This window comes from Paenibacillus sp. 23TSA30-6, from assembly GCF_014858585.1.
Lineage (GTDB): Bacteria > Bacillota > Bacilli > Paenibacillales > Paenibacillaceae > Paenibacillus.
Genome location: NZ_SLTL01000050.1, coordinates 1 through 20,821, shown reverse-complemented (window position 1 = coordinate 20,821; position 20,821 = coordinate 1). Strand labels below are relative to the sequence as shown.

Annotated in this window: 17 protein-coding genes and 1 pseudogene; 11 read left to right on the top strand and 7 right to left on the bottom strand. The window is 47.2% G+C overall.

Translation table 11 applies throughout. From position 1 onward, the window contains the following. Window positions 1–63: 63 nt before the first annotated feature. The gene (locus E0698_RS25135) at window positions 64–231 is read left to right on the top strand and encodes a hypothetical protein (protein WP_192513293.1); all 168 of its coding nucleotides are present in this window, start codon (window positions 64–66) and stop codon (window positions 229–231) included. 188 nt (window positions 232–419) lie between these two features. On the opposite strand, the gene E0698_RS25130 is transcribed toward E0698_RS25135, so the two are convergent. Beyond that, on the bottom strand, window positions 420–578 hold the full coding sequence (locus tag E0698_RS25130) for a hypothetical protein (protein ID WP_192513291.1): 159 nt from the start codon (window positions 576–578) through the stop codon (window positions 420–422). 96 nt (window positions 579–674) lie between these two features. Between E0698_RS25130 and E0698_RS25125 the strand changes: the two genes are divergently transcribed. The 3 genes from E0698_RS25125 (at window position 675) to thrC (ending at window position 5,024) form a co-directional block, all read left to right on the top strand. Continuing rightward, entirely contained in the window at window positions 675–2,069 is a 1,395-nt protein-coding gene (locus tag E0698_RS25125; protein WP_192513290.1) for a TldD/PmbA family protein, read from the top strand. 3 nt (window positions 2,070–2,072) lie between these two features. Beyond that, on the top strand, window positions 2,073–3,416 hold the full coding sequence (locus E0698_RS25120; RefSeq protein ID WP_192513289.1) for a TldD/PmbA family protein: 1,344 nt from the start codon (window positions 2,073–2,075) through the stop codon (window positions 3,414–3,416). Window positions 3,417–3,632: 216 nt separating this feature from the next. Continuing rightward, the gene (gene thrC, locus E0698_RS25115; RefSeq protein WP_192513288.1) at window positions 3,633–5,024 is read left to right on the top strand and encodes a threonine synthase; all 1,392 of its coding nucleotides are present in this window, start codon (window positions 3,633–3,635) and stop codon (window positions 5,022–5,024) included. A gap of 325 nt (window positions 5,025–5,349) precedes the next feature. Here the strand turns inward: thrC and E0698_RS25110 are convergent, their stop codons facing one another. After that, window positions 5,350–6,531 (bottom strand): MFS transporter, encoded by a 1,182-nt coding sequence (locus E0698_RS25110; protein WP_192513287.1) that lies wholly within the window; start codon window positions 6,529–6,531, stop codon window positions 5,350–5,352. 338 nt (window positions 6,532–6,869) lie between these two features. Between E0698_RS25110 and gdhA the strand changes: the two genes are divergently transcribed. The 3 genes from gdhA (at window position 6,870) to E0698_RS25095 (ending at window position 9,678) form a co-directional block, all read left to right on the top strand. After that, window positions 6,870–8,246 (top strand): NADP-specific glutamate dehydrogenase, encoded by a 1,377-nt coding sequence (gene gdhA / locus E0698_RS25105; protein ID WP_192513286.1) that lies wholly within the window; start codon window positions 6,870–6,872, stop codon window positions 8,244–8,246. Window positions 8,247–8,548: 302 nt separating this feature from the next. Next, a complete protein-coding gene (locus E0698_RS25100; RefSeq protein ID WP_192513292.1) occupies window positions 8,549–8,980 on the top strand; it encodes a MarR family transcriptional regulator in 432 nt (143 codons plus the stop codon). Between the two features lie 44 nt (window positions 8,981–9,024). Then, entirely contained in the window at window positions 9,025–9,678 is a 654-nt protein-coding gene (locus E0698_RS25095) for a nitroreductase family protein (RefSeq protein WP_049827290.1), read from the top strand. A 95-nt stretch (window positions 9,679–9,773) separates the two neighbouring features. Here E0698_RS25095 and E0698_RS25090 read toward each other — a convergent pair whose 3' ends face one another. The 3 genes from E0698_RS25090 to E0698_RS25080 form a co-directional block, all read right to left on the bottom strand. Next, complete coding sequence (locus E0698_RS25090; protein ID WP_192513285.1) at window positions 9,774–10,916, bottom strand: VanZ family protein; 1,143 nt, start codon at window positions 10,914–10,916, stop codon at window positions 9,774–9,776. A 7-nt stretch (window positions 10,917–10,923) separates the two neighbouring features. Continuing rightward, window positions 10,924–12,267 (bottom strand): amino acid permease, encoded by a 1,344-nt coding sequence (locus tag E0698_RS25085; protein ID WP_192513284.1) that lies wholly within the window; start codon window positions 12,265–12,267, stop codon window positions 10,924–10,926. A gap of 310 nt (window positions 12,268–12,577) precedes the next feature. Then, the gene (locus E0698_RS25080) at window positions 12,578–13,849 is read right to left on the bottom strand and encodes a VWA domain-containing protein (protein ID WP_192513283.1); all 1,272 of its coding nucleotides are present in this window, start codon (window positions 13,847–13,849) and stop codon (window positions 12,578–12,580) included. Between the two features lie 181 nt (window positions 13,850–14,030). On the opposite strand from E0698_RS25080, the gene E0698_RS25075 reads away from it, so the two are divergent. Then, on the top strand, window positions 14,031–16,028 hold the full coding sequence (locus tag E0698_RS25075) for an ABC transporter substrate-binding protein (RefSeq protein ID WP_192513282.1): 1,998 nt from the start codon (window positions 14,031–14,033) through the stop codon (window positions 16,026–16,028). 119 nt (window positions 16,029–16,147) lie between these two features. Here the strand turns inward: E0698_RS25075 and E0698_RS25070 are convergent, their stop codons facing one another. Further along, window positions 16,148–17,200, bottom strand: coding sequence for a 2,3-butanediol dehydrogenase (locus E0698_RS25070; RefSeq protein WP_192513281.1), 1,053 nt, complete (start codon window positions 17,198–17,200; stop codon window positions 16,148–16,150). 340 nt (window positions 17,201–17,540) lie between these two features. On the opposite strand from E0698_RS25070, the gene E0698_RS25065 reads away from it, so the two are divergent. Both E0698_RS25065 and E0698_RS25060 read left to right on the top strand, forming a co-directional pair. After that, window positions 17,541–18,578 carry a LacI family DNA-binding transcriptional regulator gene (locus E0698_RS25065; protein WP_149093810.1) on the top strand — a complete coding sequence of 346 codons (1,038 nt, stop codon included), beginning with the start codon at window positions 17,541–17,543 and terminating at the stop codon, window positions 18,576–18,578. Between the two features lie 122 nt (window positions 18,579–18,700). Further along, a complete protein-coding gene (locus tag E0698_RS25060) occupies window positions 18,701–19,351 on the top strand; it encodes a hypothetical protein (RefSeq protein ID WP_192513280.1) in 651 nt (216 codons plus the stop codon). Window positions 19,352–19,491: 140 nt separating this feature from the next. On the opposite strand, the gene E0698_RS25055 is transcribed toward E0698_RS25060, so the two are convergent. After that, complete coding sequence (locus E0698_RS25055; protein ID WP_192513279.1) at window positions 19,492–20,421, bottom strand: AraC family transcriptional regulator; 930 nt, start codon at window positions 20,419–20,421, stop codon at window positions 19,492–19,494. Window positions 20,422–20,599: 178 nt separating this feature from the next. Here E0698_RS25055 and E0698_RS25050 point away from each other — a divergent pair. Beyond that, a pseudogene (locus E0698_RS25050) lies at window positions 20,600–20,742 on the top strand (Atu4866 domain-containing protein); the annotation flags it as partial. Window positions 20,743–20,821 lie beyond the last annotated feature (79 nt).

Genomic DNA, 20,821 nt, shown 5'->3' with positions numbered 1-20,821 from the left:
AATCAGTATGAACGGTTGTACCGAAAACCCGCTTGAAATTCTCGACTTTGGGTGTCCATTCTATTGACAGTAGTCCACATTTCTCAAAAGGCAAGCGTATTACACATGGAAACGGTCAAAGAAGCGGCAGATCATCTTCATATTATGGAACTGGATTTACGAAGAGAACTGTTTAAAGTTCGTTTGAAAAAAAGTATTTTGGCAAACAAAATGAAGCAAACCCAAACATAGCAGCGGAGGGGACGGAATCGTTCTGAAGAAGCGGAGCGTTCGGCTGAAAGCTTTCCGTAGGAAAGCTAGCTTCGTAAGCATAAACTGTCACCGGATTTTTACCATTAAAATATAATCAATAAAATACGGGAGCAACAGCGATCGGAAGAATGATCCGTCTCGTAGCGGCCTTACATGCACGTACTTACTCAATCCAGCCAGTAATCAAAATGCTCCAATAACCCGACATGACCCTTCACGGTCTGATCGGGTTTTCCCATTTTCCCTCTCCCAATCCCTACACATGAATCTTCACCCTCCTCCAAACCACTTGCCACCCAAATAGTTACACCCACTCCCAACATCATGTATAGTAAAGTTATGGGAAATAAACATGAACCCGCATATTATCTTGAACGAATAACCGTACAATATGAAATACGGCAAAAACGAGGAGGAACGTGATGATACATCCAACACAGATTCAGGATATGCTGCAAGCTGCGCTGGAGACGGGCGGAGATTTTGCAGAGGTGTTCGCCGAGGACCGCACCAATGGACAACTGGGCATGACTGGGGGAGTCGTGGATACGGCGCTGTCAGGCCGGGATTTTGGGATTGGCATTCGGATCATGAAGAAGCATTTTTCGGTGTACGCCTACACCAGCGACATGAGCGAACAGAGCCTCATTCGATTGGCAAAATCGGCCGCCAAGGCCATTCGCGGCGGTGGAGTGCCAGGTACACACACCATTACACTCCATCCCCATGCTATCCCTAACCAACATCCGATTGCGATCATTCCTGACGGTTCACAGAAACGTGCCAAGATCGATATGATGAGACGGGCGCATGAGGCCGCAAGCCAATACGATCCTTCCATCACGCAAACCTCCATTGGGATTAGCAACTCGATCCAAAACGTGCTGATCGCCAATAGCAACGGGCTGTTGGTGGAGGATACTCGCACGTATACACGTATGAGAATAAGCGCGATTGCGACTGATGGGGAGCATAGACAATCCGGGTTCCGTGGGCCGGGAGCGTATGCAGGGACTGAATTCCTGGAGAACCTGAATATCGAAGAAAATGCGAGACACGCCGCCCGTATTGCGACCACGATGGTCAAAGCGGGATATGCGCCTAGCGGCAGACTGCCCGTCGTGATTGAGAACGGCTTCGGGGGTGTTCTTTTCCACGAGGCGTGTGGACACGGGCTGGAATCTACGGCGGTGGCCCATGGAACCTCCGTGTTTGCGAATAAGATCGGGCAGCAGGTGGCTTCACCGCTCGTTACGGCTATAGATGATGGAACGATTCCAAACGCGTGGGGCTCGCTCAATATCGATGATGAAGGAGCTCCGACACAGCGCAACGTACTGATCGAGAACGGCATTTTAAAAGGATATCTGATCGACCGAATGGGCTCGCGCCAGATGGGGGTATCTGCGACAGGGTCGGGACGAAGACAATCCTATAAATTCGCGCCTGCATCCCGTATGAACAATACGTTTATTGCGAACGGGGATTCGACCCGTGAAGAAATCATTGCAAATACAGAGTACGGGATCTATGCCAAATCGCTGGGCGGCGGTTCGGTGAATACCTCGACGAGCGAGTTTAATTTTGCAGTTGAAGAGGCATACATGATTCGCAACGGCAAAATTGCCGAGCCGGTCAAAGGGGCAACACTAATCGGCAAAGGGATTGAAACTCTGCAAAATATTGATATGGTCGGCAACAATCTGGATCATGGTCAGGGGATGTGCGGCTCGGTCAGTGGAAGCCTTCCAGTCAATTGCGGACAGCCGACAATTCGCGTGTCTGAGATGACCGTCGGCGGACGGAAGGGGGAATAGGCGATGAATATTCAGCAATTTCAGGAAGCGTTGTTCACCAAAGGTCGGGAAATCGGCTACGCGGATATGGAAATCTACTATGTAAATGGACGTTCTACCTCGGTAAAGGTACTGAAGGGAGAAATTGACCAATATACCATCGTCGAGAACGGTGGACTTTCCTTCCGGGGTGTCATTAACGGGAAAATGGGCTATGCCTCTACGGAGAAGCTGGAGACGGACGTGATTGACTTTTTATTGGAAGAGGCACGCAGCAACGCGGACATATTGGAGAGCGAGGAACAGGATGAACTGTTCGCAGGCTCTGAGAGCTACCCTGAGCAGCCTGCCTATGCCTCAGCGTTGGCTGACACGGCTCCTGAGATTCTGATCGAAGCGGCGCTAGAAATGGAGCGCACAGCGCTTGCCGCAGATCCACGGATTGTGATGGCTCGGCATTGCTCGGTCAGCATTCGTGAAAATGAAGTCCTAATTGTGAATACAAAGGGGCTGCACTGCCATCGTCGCAAAAGCCTAGCGACCGCTTACGTGTATGTGATTGCAGCAGACCATGACGAGACGGTAACTGGGGGCTGGCATGATTATTCCCTGCGGAGCGTGGAGGAAATCGATATTGTGGATGTGGCGCATAAAGCCGTAAAAGAGGCTGTTTCCAAGCTGGGTGCGCACACGATCCAATCGGATAACTATCCGGTCATTTTCCGTCATGATGCAGCAACGCAATTGCTGGCTGCGTATACGTCGGTATTTTCAGCGGAGTCGGTGGATAAAGGCTTTTCGCGATTGGCTGGGAAACTGGGGCAAAAGGTGGCAAGCGAGCGTATTACGCTGATTGATGATCCGCTGATGGAGAATGTTCCCGCAGGCAGTACGTTTGATGCCGAAGGCAGCGCAACGCATCGTAACGAGATCATCAAGGACGGGGAACTACGGACGTATTTCCATAACCGCAAGACGGCTCGCAAGGCTGGGGTGGAAAGTACCTCTAATGCTTCCAAGGGCAGCTATAACGGTAAAATTGGTGTGTCGTATCATAATCTGTATGTGGAACCAGGCACGTCTATGTTGGAGGACATGATTCGCAAGATGGATCGCGGGTTGATGATCGTAGAGCTGCAAGGTCTGCATGCGGGTACGAATACGGCGTCCGGTAATTTTTCGCTGGCTTGTCTGGGATACTGGATTGAGCAGGGGCAAGTGGTCAGAGCTGTCAATCAAATTACCGTATCGGGTAACTTCTTTGACGTGTTGCAGCAGATCGACGAGGTTGGCAATGATTTGCGTTTTACAGGAAGCTGCACTTCACCATCTCTCAGGCTGGCTTCACTCTCCATTTCAGGGTCATAACGACGAGAGCCTTCTCCATCTTTCCAGACCTTCGGCTTGTTTTTGGCGTTCGGATTGCCTGTGGATTACAGATGCCTGATGCAGCGGGGTATGGTAAAGTAGGAGAAAGTCTTTGAAATATGAAAAAAAGGCTTGGTTACAGCACCGCGACAGGGTATTATAGACAATAATATATTCGAAAAAAGGTTCGAATTGAATTTTTATTGGGGGATGTATATGAGATATATAAGCACTAGAGGTCGAGTAGAAGCCAAGGGATTTATTGATACCGTGCTCATGGGGTTAGCTGACGATGGAGGTCTGATGGTACCGGAGCAGATTCCGACCGTGTCGGCAGCTACTTTGAAGCAATGGGCAACATTGAGCTACAGAGAGCTACTGCTGGAAGTTTTTGCGCTGTATATCAATGATGAGATTCCTCGTGAAGATTTGGAGCAACTGGTGGAGCGCAGTTATGCGAGCTTCCGTCATCCGGAAGTCACGCCAGTGAAGAAGATCAACGATTCCCTATATATTTTGGAGCTGTTCCACGGCCCTACGTTTGCGTTCAAGGATGTGGCGCTGCAATTTATGGGTGAATTTTACTCCTACGTGTCCAAAAAGCAGAATGAGATCATTCACATTTTGGGTGCAACCTCGGGCGATACCGGGGCAGCAGCCATTCAGGGCGTGCGTGGCAAGGAAGGCATTAAAATCTGTATTTTGCATCCACACCAAAAGGTGAGCAAAGTACAAGAGCTGCAAATGACGACGGTAGACGATGAAAATGTACTGAATCTGTCCGTAAAAGGGAACTTTGACGATTGTCAGAAGATCATTAAGGACCTGTTTGCCGATCTGGATTTCAAAGGAAAACATCATCTGCGCGCGATTAACTCGATCAACTTTGTGCGTATTTTAGCGCAAACCGTATATTACTTCTATGCTTATTTCCGGGCGCAGGAGTCTGCGGGTACGAAAAAAATCAATATCAGTGTGCCATCTGGCAACTTTGGCAATATTTTTTCCGGCTTTCTTGCGAAGAAAATGGGCTTACCGATCCATAAGCTGATCATTGCAACCAATGAAAATAATATTTTGGAGCGCTTCGTGAAGACAGGCGAATACAAACCAGGCGGCTTCAAAAGCACGTATAGTCCTTCCATGGACATTCAGGTGGCGAGCAATTTCGAAAGATATCTGTACTATTTCCTTGGAGAAGATGCAGCGAAGGTAACTGAATACATGAATACCCTCAAAACCGAAGGACGGATTGTGATCAGTGCGGAAGATTTAAAACGCGTACAGCAGGATTTTGAAGCCCTGGGCGCTTCGAACGAGAAGTGTCTGGAGCTGATCAGCAAATACAAAGCCGAATATGACTATTTGCTGGATCCGCATACGGCTTGCGGTATTGCCGCGTATGAGGCGTATAATGGTGAGGGAGAAGTATGTGTGACCTTTGCAACGGCGCATCCGGCCAAATTTGACGAAGCGATCCGTCTGGTGGACATTAAGCAGGAGTTCCCGGCGCAGATTGAGCAATTGTTCTCGAAATCGCAGCATCAGCAGGTGGTAGAGCATGACGAGGCAGAAATTGTGCGTCAGCTTGAAGCCTTCTATGTGTAGAAGATCATCCCGATTACGACGAGTTATACCCTCATAGGATGTAAAAAAGAGGCTCCGCCCTGTGCGAGGCCACTGAAAAACTGTTGATTTCCGAAAATACAAAGATTTTAGGGGTACAAATATGTCTCCCTGAACGCGAAACGAGCCTTAGAAGCGATTCTAGAGGCTCGTTTTTCTTTGGATATTCTCTTACTCTCAACAATGGGGACTTTTTCAGTGGCCTCCCCTGTGCGCAGCCTCTTTTTGCACTTTCCATACTTGTTATACTCGTGAATCAGCTACCTAGGAGTCGTTTTCACACATAAAGCAATGTTTCAGATTCATGCTATGAAGCGGAATGATGGTATCCATTTGATGTATCTGACCCATGCCGTCGTCCATAAATTCTCATTAAAATCAGGCCGAACACCATCCCAATAAAGGACATGATAGCTATGGACAGATACAGCACTTGCCCGCCGAAGGCTTCGTACACCGCGCCGCCTGCATAAGAGGCCACAATACCCGAAACGCCGAAAAACAGCAAAGCCAGCACGGTTTGTCCGGTCGCACGCCATTCCTCAGGCACGATCCGGTACAAGTATTGGATAGCCGCTGAGTAAAATATCGGGAAGGTCAGCAGTTGAAGCACCTGCAAATAGGCGAGTAACTGCGGATCGTTGATCCAGGCTGAAGCGAAGAAGCGAATAAAATAAAAGGCGGCAGAAATAGAGATAATAGCAAGCTCTTTCCCTGCACGCAACCACCAGAAGCTAAGAGCGAATACCACGATTTCACTGGCTGCTGCAATGAAAAAGGCCAGCCCGACCAGTTCGGAATTGCCTCCCAGCCCACGGATATAGACACCAAGAAACGTGTCATTCATCCGGGCCGGAACGGAACAGACAAATACGAGCAGAAGGAACAGGAGAGTTTCCTTGTTACTTAGAAAGGTTTTGAGGCTGTGAAGCGTCACGGGCTTGCCTGTTACAGGAGCATCCGGCATGGCAAGGCTAATGATAAAGCTAATCGCTGCAATACCGGCAAACAAACAGGCCAGGCTGTGAGCGCCGAAGGTTGACATAATGTAGCCTGCCACCAGCGACATGACGGCATACCCCAATGCCCCGTAGGTTCGGATGGAGCCATAGCTGATTCCAACCGATTCGGCTACCCGAAAGTTCAGGCTTTCGGTGAGAGGATCTATGGGCATCAGGAAGAAATACACCAGCATAGCCAGGCCGATCAACAGTGCAAAGCTGGTTGAGGCATACAGGAAATAACCGGAGATTCCCGCACATATCATCAACAGAAGTAATACTTTGCGAATCGTTCTGGTTCGGTCACTGACCATGCCCCATAGCGGCTGGGCGATAATGGTGATAAAGCCGCCGGTGCCCGTGATCATCCCGATTTGGGCAGGGTTTAATCCTTGCTCGTTCAGATAAACGGGGAGGAAGGGTACAAAAATCGCTAGCAGGGCAAAATATAAAAAATTGTATGTCCGTAAAGGGACGGAAGAATTCATAAACGGCGTGACCTCGCTCTGATTTGAGATATAATTTCATTATGTTCACATTATTGTACCATGTAGGGTAAGGTATATATATTCTTATTTATCGTGAAAAAAGCCTGTAAATCAAGGGATTTTGGATTAATAATATGACAAGGTATGATAGATTCATAGAGATATTTAATGAAGGGGCCAAAATTTTTTTATGAGCAAATTTGATGTATTTTTATAAAAAATCATGTATAGTTAACTAAATTTTATGAATACATAAAATCACACTCTCCAGAACACGGAATGAATCTGTTCCGTTCTCTCAATAGAGCAACCCAATATAAAAGGAGTGTTTTAGAAAAGTGACCATTATCCGTTCAGAGCAGAGTCAACAAGCAGCAGCCGAATATGTGCAGTCCGTTTTTGAGAAGGTTATCGCTCGCAATCCTCATGAGAATGAATTTCATCAAGCCGTCAAGGAAATATTGGATTCGCTGGTTCCGGTACTGGCTAAGCATCCCAAGTATATGCAGCAGGGGCTTTTGGAACGGCTTGTGGAGCCGGAACGGGTCATTACCTTCCGTGTGCCTTGGGTAGACGACGCAGGGAACGTACAGGTCAATCGTGGCTTCCGGGTGCAATTTAATAGTGCCATCGGTCCTTATAAAGGTGGAATCCGTTTTCATCCGTCTGTGTATCTGGGAATCGTCAAATTTTTGGGTTTTGAGCAAATTTTCAAAAACGCCCTCACAGGTCTTCCAATTGGCGGCGGCAAAGGCGGCTCCGATTTTGATCCCAAAGGGAAATCAGATAACGAAGTTATGCGCTTTACACAAAGCTTCATGACCGAGCTGTATAAATATATTGGACCGGATACCGACGTTCCGGCAGGGGATATTGGTGTAGGCGGGCGTGAGATTGGTTACATGTTCGGGCAGTACAAACGGATTCGCGGGGGACATGAAGGCGGCGTCCTCACCGGTAAAGGGATTCATTACGGAGGTAGTCTCACGCGTACGGAAGCGACTGGATACGGTTGCGTGTATTTTGTAAATGAAATGCTGTACGCTCAAGGCTTGTCCTTTGAGGGAAAACGTGTGGTTGTGTCGGGTTCGGGGAACGTATCCATTTATGCGATTGAAAAAGCACAGCAGCTCGGCGCTACAGTCGTTGCCTGTAGTGACTCGAATGGCTACATCTATGATCCGGACGGCATTGATCTGAATCTGGTGAAGCAGCTTAAAGAAGTGAATCGTCTGCGCATTAGCGAGTATACCAAAGAGCGTCCGGGCGCAATATATACGGAGGGCTGTTCCGATATCTGGTCGATTCCATGTGATATCGCACTGCCATGCGCCACACAGAACGAAATTGACGAGCATGCAGCACAATTGCTGGTGAGCAATGGCGTAAAAGCAGTGGGTGAAGGTGCGAATATGCCATCCACGCTACAGGCGATTGAAGTATTTTTGGGCAATGGGGTGCTGTTTGGACCAGCCAAAGCGGCAAATGCAGGCGGGGTTGCGGTTTCCGCGCTCGAAATGTCACAGAACAGCATGCGCCTGTCATGGACCTTTGAGGAAGTGGATGCCAAGCTGCATGACATTATGAAGAACATCTATACGAATAGCGTGAAGGCGGCTGAGGAATACGGCGTGCCTGGGAATCTGGTTGTAGGGGCGAACATCGCCGGATTTGTTCGTGTGGCAGACGCTATGCTGTCTCACGGCATCATTTAACGGGATATTACAACTACGGATGGAGAGAGCAAGAGAAGCTGAATGGCGCTGTCTGTATGGCTCTCCTGATCTGCTATCGTATGAGTGTAGTGTGGGAGTTATCACAAAGTTAGTTATATGAGAAGAAGCTGAGTAGTCCCTTGCGGGGTTGCTCAGCTTTTATTTGATAAGAGGTACTTTATTTTTCACAGGGACTTGATTTATTTTCAAAGAGGATGTATATTACTTGATAGATCAATGATTGATGGATCAATGGTTGAATCGTCAAGCCCAGTGACCTGCTTAAGGGAGGAGAGATTGCTATCACCCAAACATCACCCGAGGCTGACTATATTTTTGAAGCGCTGTTGCTGTTGAACAAGCAGACTAGCTCCAATTTTGAGCGTTGTGCAGGAATCAGCGCATCCAGATTACAGCTGTTGTGCAAGTTGTATCAGGTGGATGAGATCAGCCAGACCTTGCTGCAAAAAGAGGTTGGCATCGACGCTGCAGCCGTAACCCGCCATTTGAAGCAGCTTGAAGCGACAGCCATGGTCATGCGGCGCACCAAGCCAGAGGACAACAGGGTTACGCTGGTAAGCCTGACCGATTATGGGCGGGAGCGCATTATTACTTTTAGACAGGAGCGCTCACAGTTTGTGGATCGGCTGCTCCAAAGCTTCGACGAGACCCAACGGCGCCAGTTAGCCGATATGCTGCAAGTTATGAATGGTCATATGTCCGATATGGGCTGACCCCAATTACATTATACCCATAGGGGAAACAAGGAGAGATTTGAATGAGTAATACGAACACATCTAATATTGTTAAAACAAATGATTTTAAAGAAATCGCACTGGGTCGCCGTTCTGTCAAAGTATACGATCCGTCCGTGAAGATTAGCCGCGAGGAAATGACAGAGATTTTGACCGAAGCGACACGCGCTCCATCTTCCATTAACCTGCAACCTTGGCGCTTCCTCGTGATTGACAGCCCGGAAGGAAAAGCAACGTTGGCACCACTCGCGAGCTTTAATCAACGCCAAGTAGAGACTTCTTCGGCAGTGATTGCCGTGTTCGGGGATTTGAACAACTTTGATAATTTCGAACAAATTTTCGGAGAAGCTGTTGAATTGGGCTATATGTCAAAAGATGTTAAAGAAATGCAACAGGAACAAGTAGGAGCCCATTTTGCGAAACTGGACCCAGCAATTAACAGGGAAACAGTTTTGATCGACGGTGGTCTGGTTTCCATGCAGTTGATGCTGGTGGCACGCGCTCACGGTTACGATACGAATCCAATCGGTGGATACGACAAGAGCAGAATCGCTGAAGCCTTTGGTCTTGAAAAAGATCGTTATGTGCCTGTGATGCTCATTTCCATGGGTAAAGGAATTAACAATGGTCATCCATCGACTCGTTTGCCCATTGATCAAATTGCACAGTGGAAGTAAAAGAAACGAGTTATTATCTATTCGCAATATAAAAAAACAGGCGGACAAAGGAATGTTCCTTTGCTTCGCCTGTTTTTTGCTGTCGTATCACTATATTAGCTTTCCGATGTATTGGCAGGTTCAGTAGCGTCAGGCAGAGGGCTATGAAGTCGCTTGGGCCATGTAATCCGGTGGGTAGTATGGCTAAGCTCCTCATAAAATAACAGGTCTTTCCTGAACAGGCGTATAACCAGATGGAAGAAGAACCACCCGTTAATGACCAACAGTATCAGGCTGATCAGAACGCTCGCCCATGGAGGGACTTGAGGCCAAAGCACGGGTCCACCCAGCACGTAATTCATCCCGAAATACAACCAGTACAAGAGGCTGTAGCGCTTCATGAGCTCCCACAGGGAAATACGGTTTCCTGTCCCCGCAAGATGTATACGCACCAGCCATTTTCCGGGAGTGCGCCCATTCGTCAGGTAAGGAATTAGCATGAAGTATACACCACTGGATACCCAGAAGGCGGCGGGCACTTGGAGGTATTCCAAAACACCGAGCAAACCTGTCCATATGATGGAATCCACGAAAAAGGCAATACCTCGTCTGGTATAGGACACCCGCTTGGTTGTGATGTCCAAATGCTTGTCAAGATGCTCCAGACGCGGGAGAAAACGCGAAAACCATTCGCCCAAAAGAAAGCCGAGCATGCCGCCCAATGTATTTGCCATCAGATCATCCACATCAAACACACGATACGCATGGTCAAAAAATCCGTACAGTCCTGTTAGCTGCGTCATCTCAAAGAAGAGGGAAAGGCCAAAGGACAGGATCAGACACCATCCCCACCGCGCACGGAAATAATAACGTAAGAACATACCGAAAGGCACAGTCATAAGAACGTTAAAAACGACCTGGAGAAAAGCGCGCTCCTTCAGCAAATGCAGATAGCTGGAGGGTTGGGAGGGAGAGACAGAAGTCTCCCTGATAATGTCGTGAATGAACTGCAAGGGCATTAGCTGCAATGCGCCTCCGGTTAACGCCGTATTATGACGCGATGCCGGAAGCGGCAAAATCACCAGAAAGAAAGCATTCATTAAGTATAAAAGCAACAGGTAAAGCAGCAATGCTCTCGTTTTATGGATATAACCATGCCTGCGGTACTGTACGATTAGAAAAGGTAGCGTAAACAGCAACGCGGCAAAGGGAAAGGCGAGAAAGGCATAAGAAACAGGAAACAGATACGCTTGAATCATGAGCTGCTTACGCCTGCTTTCCCCGGAACTTCACCAAAGACCAGATGATCAGGAACGCCATGAACGCCACACATACGCTGATACTGATCCGATTTTGCGGATCAAGCAAGAACAGGAACGCAATCACCCACAGGCATCCGACGGTTATCGCTGTGATATAAGGAAATCCCCATATTTTGAAGCTTGGTTCCACCGGGTAAGATTTGCGCAGCTTCAACTGGGACAGGCAAATACAGCTCCAGACGAGCAAAACGACAAAGCCCGGTACGGCCATCAGAATACGGAACAGTCCGTCCTGAGCGATATATGCGACCATCGAACCGACAATCAGGATCACGGCACACCATTTGAGACTATTCACAGGAACCCCATTCGAGGATACCCGGGCGAGTGATTTAGGACCTTCTCCGTTGACTGCCAGCGAATGCAACATACGTGTAGCCCCGTAAATCCCTGAATTGGCGGCAGACAGTACGGCAGTAATCAAAATGAAGTTCATGACATGGGCCGAGCCTTGGAGTCCTGCCGAAGACAGCACCTGTACGAACGGGCTGGTATTCGCATCCAGCTGATTCCAGGGAATCAAGCCGCAAATGATAAGAATCGGCAGCGTATAGAACAACACGACTCGAAAAATAAAGCTTTTAACCACCTTCGGAAGTACCTTTTCCGGATTTTCTGTTTCTGTTAACGTCAGACCGATCAACTCAGAGCCTCCGTAGGAAAAGGTAACCACCAACAGCGCCGAGAAAATAGCCAGCCAGCCATTGGGGAGAAATCCGCCATTCTGTACGTAATTGCTCAGATAAGGCGGAGTTTCAGTTGGGATAATGCCGAACAGGATACACCCACCCAATGCAATAAAGATGATGATCATGGCAATTTTAATACCCGCAAGCCAAAATTCCAGTTCCCCGAAACCGCCGACACTCAGCATGTTAACCACAATAATAAAGGCCGCACTCGCTAAACTGAGTACCCATAATGGAACGTCTGGCAACCAGTATTGCAGGAAGCTTCCCGCTGCGATAACTTCAATGATACAGACGGCCAGCCACATGAAGCAATACAACCAGCCGATGATGAAGGAAAGCCGTTCTCCAAAAGCTTTGCGAATAAAATCCTTCATATTCATGTTGGGGTAGACGGTAGCCATCTCGGCAATCGCGCCCATGACGACCAGGAGCAGAAGCCCCGCGAAGACATAGGATAGAATGACCCCAGGCCCCGCCAGGCTGATCGTTTCGGTACTTCCTTTAAAAATACCGGTCCCGATGACTCCACCCATAGCCATAAAGGTAATATGCCTAGGGAGCAGCTTTTTGTGCAAAGTGGCTTCATTTGATTTCAATCCGAAATCCTCCTTCATAAAGTCTATAGCTTCAGCATAGCCCAAACAGGGTTGCCTCAATTAGGTTTATACTACATGAAAATATCCAATTAGGAAATGAAAGAAATAGGATTTGGCAAGGAGTTAACCATATATAATTCTACTATGACTAAAATGAAGGGGAATACCTGAAGAGAAATGTGTAGAAGAGCAGTTAAGAGGCAGAACGATGGTGCTGACGATTGCTCTATCTGCGGTCATCCTGCCTTTTATTGCTATTCTCAGCGGATATTTAAGTGATCATGCAGGGGTATCGCATTGTGGTGAAGGATTAGCTCCGCAATATTCCTTTGGCCCGCACTTGCTTAAGCCAACCAGGAAATTCGTTTAGCAGACGGTCGTACAATTCTGCGTCTGTCACGGAGTCGATGTCATCCAAGGCAAAAAAATCTGCATTATCCACTACGCGACCGCGCAGATCATCCAACTTTTGAAGGACTCCATAATCGGCATTACCGAGTCCGACGAATTGCCAGAAAATCGGAGATTTCGAGTACTTGATCAGCAACTTTGATATTTTTTTCGTTTCATACACGCCGCCATCACTGAAAAAGATAATGTAGGTTGGGATTGTTTCATTAGGTACTTCTTCTGTATATTTTAAAATGATATCCGTCATCACTTCAGGCTCATTGTTACCTATTCCTATTTTCCCATATCCAGGTTCTGGGAAAGTCCGTTTTACGTAATTCTCGTAATCTCGTTCCGTGACGCTTGGAGCGCGTTGGGCTTTGTCTGCAAAAAACCATACGTCCATTTCACCATCGTCATCCATACAGGCGGCTACAGCCAACACACGTTCGAAGGCTTTTTGCACGGTTCCCAGTGAGTACAGCTTCCCCATGGAACCAGAAGCGTCTAATACAACCGCTACTCGTGCTTTTTCATGGTCTATCTGTTTCTTTTTCAGTGAAATTTGCACACTCTGCTTAAGTAAATTGATTTTTCCGCTACCGGGAAAGGAAGCATTCGCCTCCGCTTTGGCATTCACAGTATTCGTCGGTGCTGCTGACGGCTCCTCTTCTTCCACGGTGACGCCATGAGCCTCGGCAAGCGGTTTCAGGCCTCCGTTGAAGCCACGCCCAACTGCGCGAAGCTTGAAGCCTGACGTATGGCGGTATATTTCAGCGAATACGAGTGACGTTTCTTTGGTGGCCTCGGTAATGCTATAGGCGATATGTACCTGCCTTCCCTGAACGGTCAATGTGCAGCCAATCACATCGGCAAAAGTACCTGGACCATCCAGAGTGGCGGCAAATACACATTTATCAACCCCAGTTCCTTGCAAAGCCCTTAAGGCTACAGTGAATTCAGCGGTTTTGTTATTGGGGCGCTCTAAACGTATATGGCTGTGCGGATCTGCTGGTTGATTGTAAAAAATGAAATAGTCATCCGAAGCGACTTTACCATCTTGGCCTACCATAAAACAGCTAACATCCAGCTCGGCTGGCGCATGCTCCCATGTAATTGTGACCCGTACTGTATCCTCCTTACCGAAAGGTGCATTAGCTCCTGTACTCAATACAATGTTGGAACCGCTCATGCTGTCAAACCTCCTATGTATTTTAAAATCTTAAATTTATACAAATTGTACCATGAAAATGGTTTATTCGCCTTGTTTCGAGCAGGAATATTTGTCTCATGGTAGACACCGTAGAAGATGATATATAATGGGGTTGGTTTGGAAAAATAAGATGGTATTTATGAAGCGGAGGCTTTGACAAGTGAAGCAGGAACGGAAAAAGCGGACAGGTTCCCAAACCGGGACGGGCAAGAAGTATGAGGCTGATGAGCTGAACAAGCTGCTTTCCGCATGGCTCCATTCGTCGATCCGTGTTATGGATGTCCGACATATTCGGCTGGAGCGGGAAGAGCGGCTTCAACCGTATCGTCTTCCGGCGCAGGCTTTCGTATTTGTGTTACAGGGAAGTGTACGCTTGCCTACGGAGGATCAGGATGATACAAGACATTCATGGTACGTGCTGCATGGCAGCAAAGGCCTGGAACTGAATATGACTCCCTCGGAACGAGGAATCGAATATATTCTTGTACTATATAAAGTGGCTTCTCTATCGGGACATACGGTGTATAACCTTCCTCCTGTAGCTCATGGCTTTGTGCCACCGTATCCGGTTATGCTGTATCAAAAGCTGCAACTACTGGAGCAGGCATGGCATGATAAGGATACGTTGTCCAAGGTGCAGGCTCAGGGCAGGTTCTATGATTTTGCGTATGAATGTATGCGGCAATTGCAGCAGCAGAAGGTTCGAATGCCTTCCCGGGATATGGTGACACAGGCGATTCAATTTATGCAGACGCATTATGCAGAGTCCATTACGTTAGAACGGTTGGCCGGATTATTGGAATGCAGTCCAAGACACCTGACCCGGTTATTTAAAAAACAAACGGATTGCAGCCCGATAATGTTTCTGATCCAGCTACGAATGGACAAGGCGAAGGAGCTTCTGCGGAAGACAGATGCCACCTTACAGGATATCGCTGTCGGCGTGGGATACCCGGATGTCTATTTTTTTAGCCGGGCATTCAAAAAATATATCGGAGTATCCCCTGTTCATTATCGGGCCAGTTTACATCCTTCGCTCTTTTCGAGGGACAAAAGTCCAGATAATCCATTAGGCAGGTCTGGATGTTCCATTGATTCGATAAGTGGTGCACCGCATACTGTTACTGAGGATAATAATCATTATCAAAATTATGATGAAGGGATTTTACGAATGAATAGAAATAAAAGACATTCCATGGCGTTTATTGTATTGCTTAGTTTTACCCTGCTAGTCAGCGCGTGTTCAGGCACATCAAGTCCTGCGGCAACCGATGGCGCTTCTACAGGGACCAACAATACATCGGCAGAACAGACATCGCAGGAACGGGTGCTGAAGGATGCACTTGGACATGAGGTAAAGGTTCCGGCTCAGCCTCAGCGTGTGATCGCTTCTTATCTGGAGGATCATTTGGTTGCACTGGGTGTTAAGCCTGTTGCTCAATGGTCAGTAGGTAAAAATTCGGTTCAAGGTTACCTGCAAAAAGAATTGAAGGACATCCCTACGATCGCCTCTGACCTCCCATTTGAAGCGGTTCTGAACTTTAAGCCGGATTTAATCATTATGGACAGTGCGAGTATGGTAGAGGGGGATAAATATAACCAATACTCTAAAATCGCTCCCACCTACGTTGTAGGCAGTAATCTAAACAACGATTGGCGTCAAGAGCTGCTGACCATAGGTGAGGTGCTGAACAAGAGCAGCGAAGCGAAGCAGGCATTGAGCATTTATGACAAAAAAGCAGCAGAAGCTAAAGCCAAGCTGAGCCAGACTGTTGGACAAAAAACCGCAGCGTCATTGTGGGTAACGGACAAAAACGTGTATGTAGTGAACCAGAATTTGTCCAGCGGTGATGTATTATACAAAGATTTGGGATTCAAGGTTCCACAAGTCGTACAGGAGATTTCCAAAACAGGCAAGGCGAACTGGAGTAACTTATCCCTGGAGAAACTGGCGCAGTTGGATGCGGATTATATCTTTATCGTGAACAGCAAAGGCGTAAGCAAGGATGAGATCATCAAAGATCCTGTATGGGAAGGGATTCCAGCGGTTAAAGAAGGCCATATATATGATTTTGGTAAAGATTCCAGTTGGCTTTATACAGGTACGATTGCAAACGGACAAATGATTGATGATGTTCTGAAAAGTGTAACTCCATAATTGAGATTGTAATTCAAAAGCGCTCACCCGTCGTTACGGCTTTATGCCGCAGTGATGGAGGAGCGCTTTTTTATGAAAAGATGCCTGCATAGGGCAGACATCTGAGTTTGCTTTTTAGATTAAGATTGCGGAGATACGAGGATTTTAACCTGATTTTTCTCTTTCAGCAGAGCTTCAAAACCGTGTTCAATCACTTCATCGAGCTTAATACGTTTGGTAACGAGCTTGTCCGCAGGGAAATACCCTTTTTCCATCAGGCTGATTACAGCCGGGAACACATCACGGTAACCGATAATGCCGGTCATATTGCGCTCTTTCATAACGATATTGTTAGGCTTGATTGGAGCTTCTTTTTCGAAAATGCTGACGATCATAATTTGTCCGCTGATTTTGGTGGACTCGATCGCTTGAGTCAGTACAGGAGGTACTCCAGTGACTTCATAGGCTACATCTACGCCGCCGTTGGTCCGTTTGTGCAGTTCTTCCACTACATCATAAGTCTTAGGATCAAGCACAATAGCACCCAGCTCTTCAGCTTTAGCTTTACGCTCCTCAGAAAGCTCTACTGCATAAATCTCAGATGCGCCCGAAGCTTTCAACGCTTCAATAACCAGCAATCCGATAGGGCCAGCGCCGAATACTACAGCTTTGTCGCCGACTTTTAGTTGGCTTTGGCGAACAGCATACAGGGCAACGGCTGAAGGTTCTACCAAAGCGCCTTGCTCGAAAGACACGCTTTCGGGAATTTTGTGAACTATATGCTCGTCTGCTGCGACATATTCGGAAAATCCACCACCGCCGCCTGCCAGACCGAGGAAGCCCATTTTATCGCAAAGATTATATTTGCCTTGTTTACATGCATCACATTCTCCACATGCAAAAATCGGTTCTACGACCACACGGTCGCCAACCTGAATCTTGGTTACACCTTCGCCGATTTCGACCACTTGTCCAGAGAATTCATGTCCCATGACGACAGGAGCCTTTTCACCAGTTAATGGATGAGGAGCATCTTGGGGAATGAAGATCGGTCCTGCCACATATTCATGCAGATCACTCCCGCAAATGCCGCACCATTCCACTTTGATTTTTACTTTTCCTGCCAGAGCAGCGGGCTGCTCAATGTTTTCCAGACGTAAATCTTTTACTCCATGCCATCTCAATGCTTGCATGTCTGTCATCTCCTTGACGAATATATGATCATGTATTGTTATAAAAGCAAATCAATTAGGAAACGTTTCCGAAAAATAATATGTCACAATTTTTACACATTGTCAAACCAAATTCATACAAAAAGCACTTGATTTTTGTGTGAATATAATCACTTGTTACTACAGCGCTACATTTGGGCTATCGCTTTGATTAAAGAGATTTTGTGAATTTTTTAAACGAAGCAGCGATGATGAAGAAACTACTTCAATTTTTAAATACTCATTCTATGGTATAATATCAATACAGAGATTTTATTGTTGAAAGTCAGAAAACGATTCCGACCGTGAAAGGATTTTGGGTGTGCCAGATCAAAAAAAAGTAACCATAGAGGATGTAGCCAAGCGAGCAGGGGTCGGTATTGCGACTGTCTCCAGAGCTATTAACGATAGTGAGGGCATCAGCCCGAGAACGAAGGCATTGATTTTGCAAGTGATTGAAGAAATGGGTTTTACGCCCAATACCTCAGCTCAGAGCCTGAAGGTTCGCCAAACATACCAAATTGCGTTGGCCGTGCCGGATATCCGTAACGCGATTATCCCTGAGATCGCTTGGTCCGTGGAGCAAGCTGCCAAGCAGCATGGTTACCGTGTCGTGCAAATTAATACCGCCGGAAATGCCAGAATGGAGCTTGAAACGGTGCGGGAGGTCAAGAAGCTGCATGTGGACGGACTTATTATTATGCCACTGGCGTATCCCAAAATGCTGGTGGATCTGATCAATAAAGCCAGCGTTCCGGTGTCCATCATTAACTACGGCAAAAAGCTGGGCGAAGACGTCAAAGCCGATATTGTCAGTCTGGCCCGACAAGAGGGACGGCTTGTGATGGAGCATTTGCTTAAAATCGGTCGAACGAGAATTGCTTATGCAGGCGCTGCGAAGGACAAAATCGAGGAAAGATACTTTGCCTATGAGCAATTTCTCCCGCATGTGGATATTTCTCTTGTTTATTTTGGCGATGATTTCTCCTTTGAGACGGGATTGCGTGCAGCCGATTATTTTTATAGCTTGAAACACATGCCGGATGCTATTTATGCGGTTAACGATATGGTAGCGATAGGAATCGTGAATCGATTTAAGGATTTGGGTGTAAAAGTGCCGGAAGAGGTAGCGGTGGTCGGCATTGATAACAATTTATGGGCTACGGTAACAACGCCGCAGATCAGCTCTGTTTCCATTATGGGAGAAGAGGTGGCACGATTGGCTGCGGAGCTGCTGCTCAAGCGGATTCAGGATCAGACACCGGGCGATTACGAGCGAGTGCAATTCGAGCCTCGCTTAATCGTCAGGGAATCGAGCGTGTCTGTGATTCGCAAGCCTACGGTTGGACGTGACGCGTAGAAGTCTAGATGGAATCTTCCTATCGTTATAACGATGGATGAACGGTCGCAAGCGTAGTAGGATATGGGTGGATTTTGGGCAATCATAACTACCATTGTTTGTTCGGACAGGAGAGTGAATTCATGTCAAAAGGTAGCGTGTTCGTTTCTGTAGCTTGTACTGCACTATTGCTGGCTGTAACCGTAGGTTGTACAACCAATCCGGTGGAAAAGCATGCTGACGCTGCGCCGCCGTCTGGAGCAAGTGCCGGGAAGCCCAAACAAACTGCAGCCAATACGCAGCATACCCGGCAAAGTAAAGAGGAGCTGGTGCTGTCCTTTTATAAGGACTCATCCCTCAGTGATGAAGCAAAAGTACGTCACATGACGGACCATTTAGCAGGAATCCAATGGAGAAAGATGAACGAAATCAATGAACATCTAAGCCTGGAAATCATCGAATATCTGTATAGGCAGCGCGCTTTTATTCCATCGGAAAGTTTTCCAAATGTGATCCGAGCTTCTGAAGGATTGGATGGAGCTTTAAGCGAAAGCTATTCTGGTCTTATGGGAGATTTGTTTACAAGAGACAGAACTGCGATGACTCGAGCATTGGCAAATATGGACAAAACCAACCGCACACAAGGTATAGGAAGCATCGGGTATGCTCTCAGCTATAGAGAACCAAAGGAAGTCAAGAAAGAGATTCAACAATGGCAGGCAGGACAAAAGCTTACTACGGCAGAGAAGGATGTCATTCGAGCCTTGTTCGTCAAGCTGGATAATCCGTATTGATGCTCAAATAGTGATGACCACATGCATAGAGGAATATATTGAACAGCCGCGTCTCTACCGGAGGAGCGGCTGTTTTGTGCTGTATGACCGGGATAAGCGTTAGTAGAACCAGTGGTTTCAGATGTTCATCTAACAACGGGTTAAATGGTCGGGTGATCCTGATCCGAGCGCAAGCGTTTGATATCACTAATTGGAGGCAGGCCGAACAAGCGGGCGTATTCGCGGCTGAATTGTGAGGGACTCTCGTAACCTACCTGAAAACCGACATCTGCCGCATCCGCTGATTCGGATAACAACAGGCGGCGGGACTCTTGTAGACGTAATTGTTTTTGATATTGCATTGGGCTCATAGCCGTAACCTCTTTAAAATGACGATGTAGTGACGAAGGACTCATATTCGCTAGTTTGGACAATTCCTCAATACGCAACGGCTTATCATAATCCTGCTTAATCCGCTTTATGACTTCTGCAATCCGGTTTGAATGGCTGCCGGTCATGACCAGTTGTTTTAAGGATTCCCCCTGATTACCCTGTAAAATCCTATACAGTATCTCACGAATGACTAATGGAGCCAGCACTGGAACATCCTGCGGGTTTTCCAAAAGATGCACTAGCCTTATCACGGCATCCAGCAGTAGAGAGTTGGTTTGGCTTACATACAAGCCTCGTCTGGAATCAGGCATTGGGCTTGTGGGAAGAGCAGATTCCTTGATCAGATCCAAAACCTGATGCGGATCAAAATTGAGCCGGAGGCACAAATAAGGAGCTTCTGCTGACGCTTGGATGACCTGCCCCGAAATCGGCAAATCCACCGACACAACAAGGTAGTCGGATGTGCCGTAATGGTAACTTTCCTCTGCGAGCATCACGACTTTTCTGCCTTGTGCCACAATACATAAGGCGGGTTCATGGACTTGATGTATCGGAACGGTTGTATTTGAACTTCGGACGAAATGAAGCGAAGGTATGGCTGTAGTGAGAACTCCGTCCTGATTTGAAAATCGTTCTATAAGCCTTGCCAATTCGGCTTGTTTTTCCATGGTAGAACCCTCTATTTTGGTTGCCCCCATCATGACACATCCCTTCTTTGCAACGTAGCCCGTTTTCATTTTCAGTAGTTTATTACATATTAAGGGTCTTTGGAGGATTAGGCAATAATTTGCTCTGATTCTTCTACCAGTTCAAAGCATCATTGTCTCATAATAAGGGTACAGAAACAACGCCAAATGAACAGGAGCACGTGATCAGAGGCAAAGTGCCTACACAGGTAGCTACATCGTGGAAGGTGACCATATCGAGTATGTGGACGAACCGGATTTACGGCAGGTGGCGAATTTGAGGATGGTGTTCTGTATCATGCAGGGATGTTTTTCAGTCAGCTTTTAAACTAAAGGAGCCATTCCTGTAATGAATTAATTTGAGGTTTGAAACAAAAAAGCGCCTCCTGTATGCTGGGTCTGGAATGCAGTC

Bases quoted from the DNA above. Each gene is read 5' to 3' on its own strand.
- thrC (WP_192513288.1), top strand. From the start codon at position 3,633: ATGAGATATATAAGCACTAGAGGTCGAGTAGAAGCCAAGGGATTTATT.
- E0698_RS25090 (WP_192513285.1), bottom strand. From the start codon at position 10,916: ATGATTCAAGCGTATCTGTTTCCTGTTTCTTATGCCTTTCTCGCCTTT.
- E0698_RS25120 (WP_192513289.1), top strand. From the start codon at position 2,073: ATGAATATTCAGCAATTTCAGGAAGCGTTGTTCACCAAAGGTCGGGAA.
- E0698_RS25095 (WP_049827290.1), top strand. From the start codon at position 9,025: ATGAGTAATACGAACACATCTAATATTGTTAAAACAAATGATTTTAAA.
- E0698_RS25055 (WP_192513279.1), bottom strand. From the start codon at position 20,421: ATGGGGGCAACCAAAATAGAGGGTTCTACCATGGAAAAACAAGCCGAA.
- E0698_RS25060 (WP_192513280.1), top strand. From the start codon at position 18,701: ATGTCAAAAGGTAGCGTGTTCGTTTCTGTAGCTTGTACTGCACTATTG.
- E0698_RS25110 (WP_192513287.1), bottom strand. From the start codon at position 6,531: ATGAATTCTTCCGTCCCTTTACGGACATACAATTTTTTATATTTTGCC.
- E0698_RS25130 (WP_192513291.1), bottom strand. From the start codon at position 578: ATGATGTTGGGAGTGGGTGTAACTATTTGGGTGGCAAGTGGTTTGGAG.
- E0698_RS25080 (WP_192513283.1), bottom strand. From the start codon at position 13,849: ATGAGCGGTTCCAACATTGTATTGAGTACAGGAGCTAATGCACCTTTC.
- E0698_RS25125 (WP_192513290.1), top strand. From the start codon at position 675: ATGATACATCCAACACAGATTCAGGATATGCTGCAAGCTGCGCTGGAG.
- E0698_RS25070 (WP_192513281.1), bottom strand. From the start codon at position 17,200: ATGCAAGCATTGAGATGGCATGGAGTAAAAGATTTACGTCTGGAAAAC.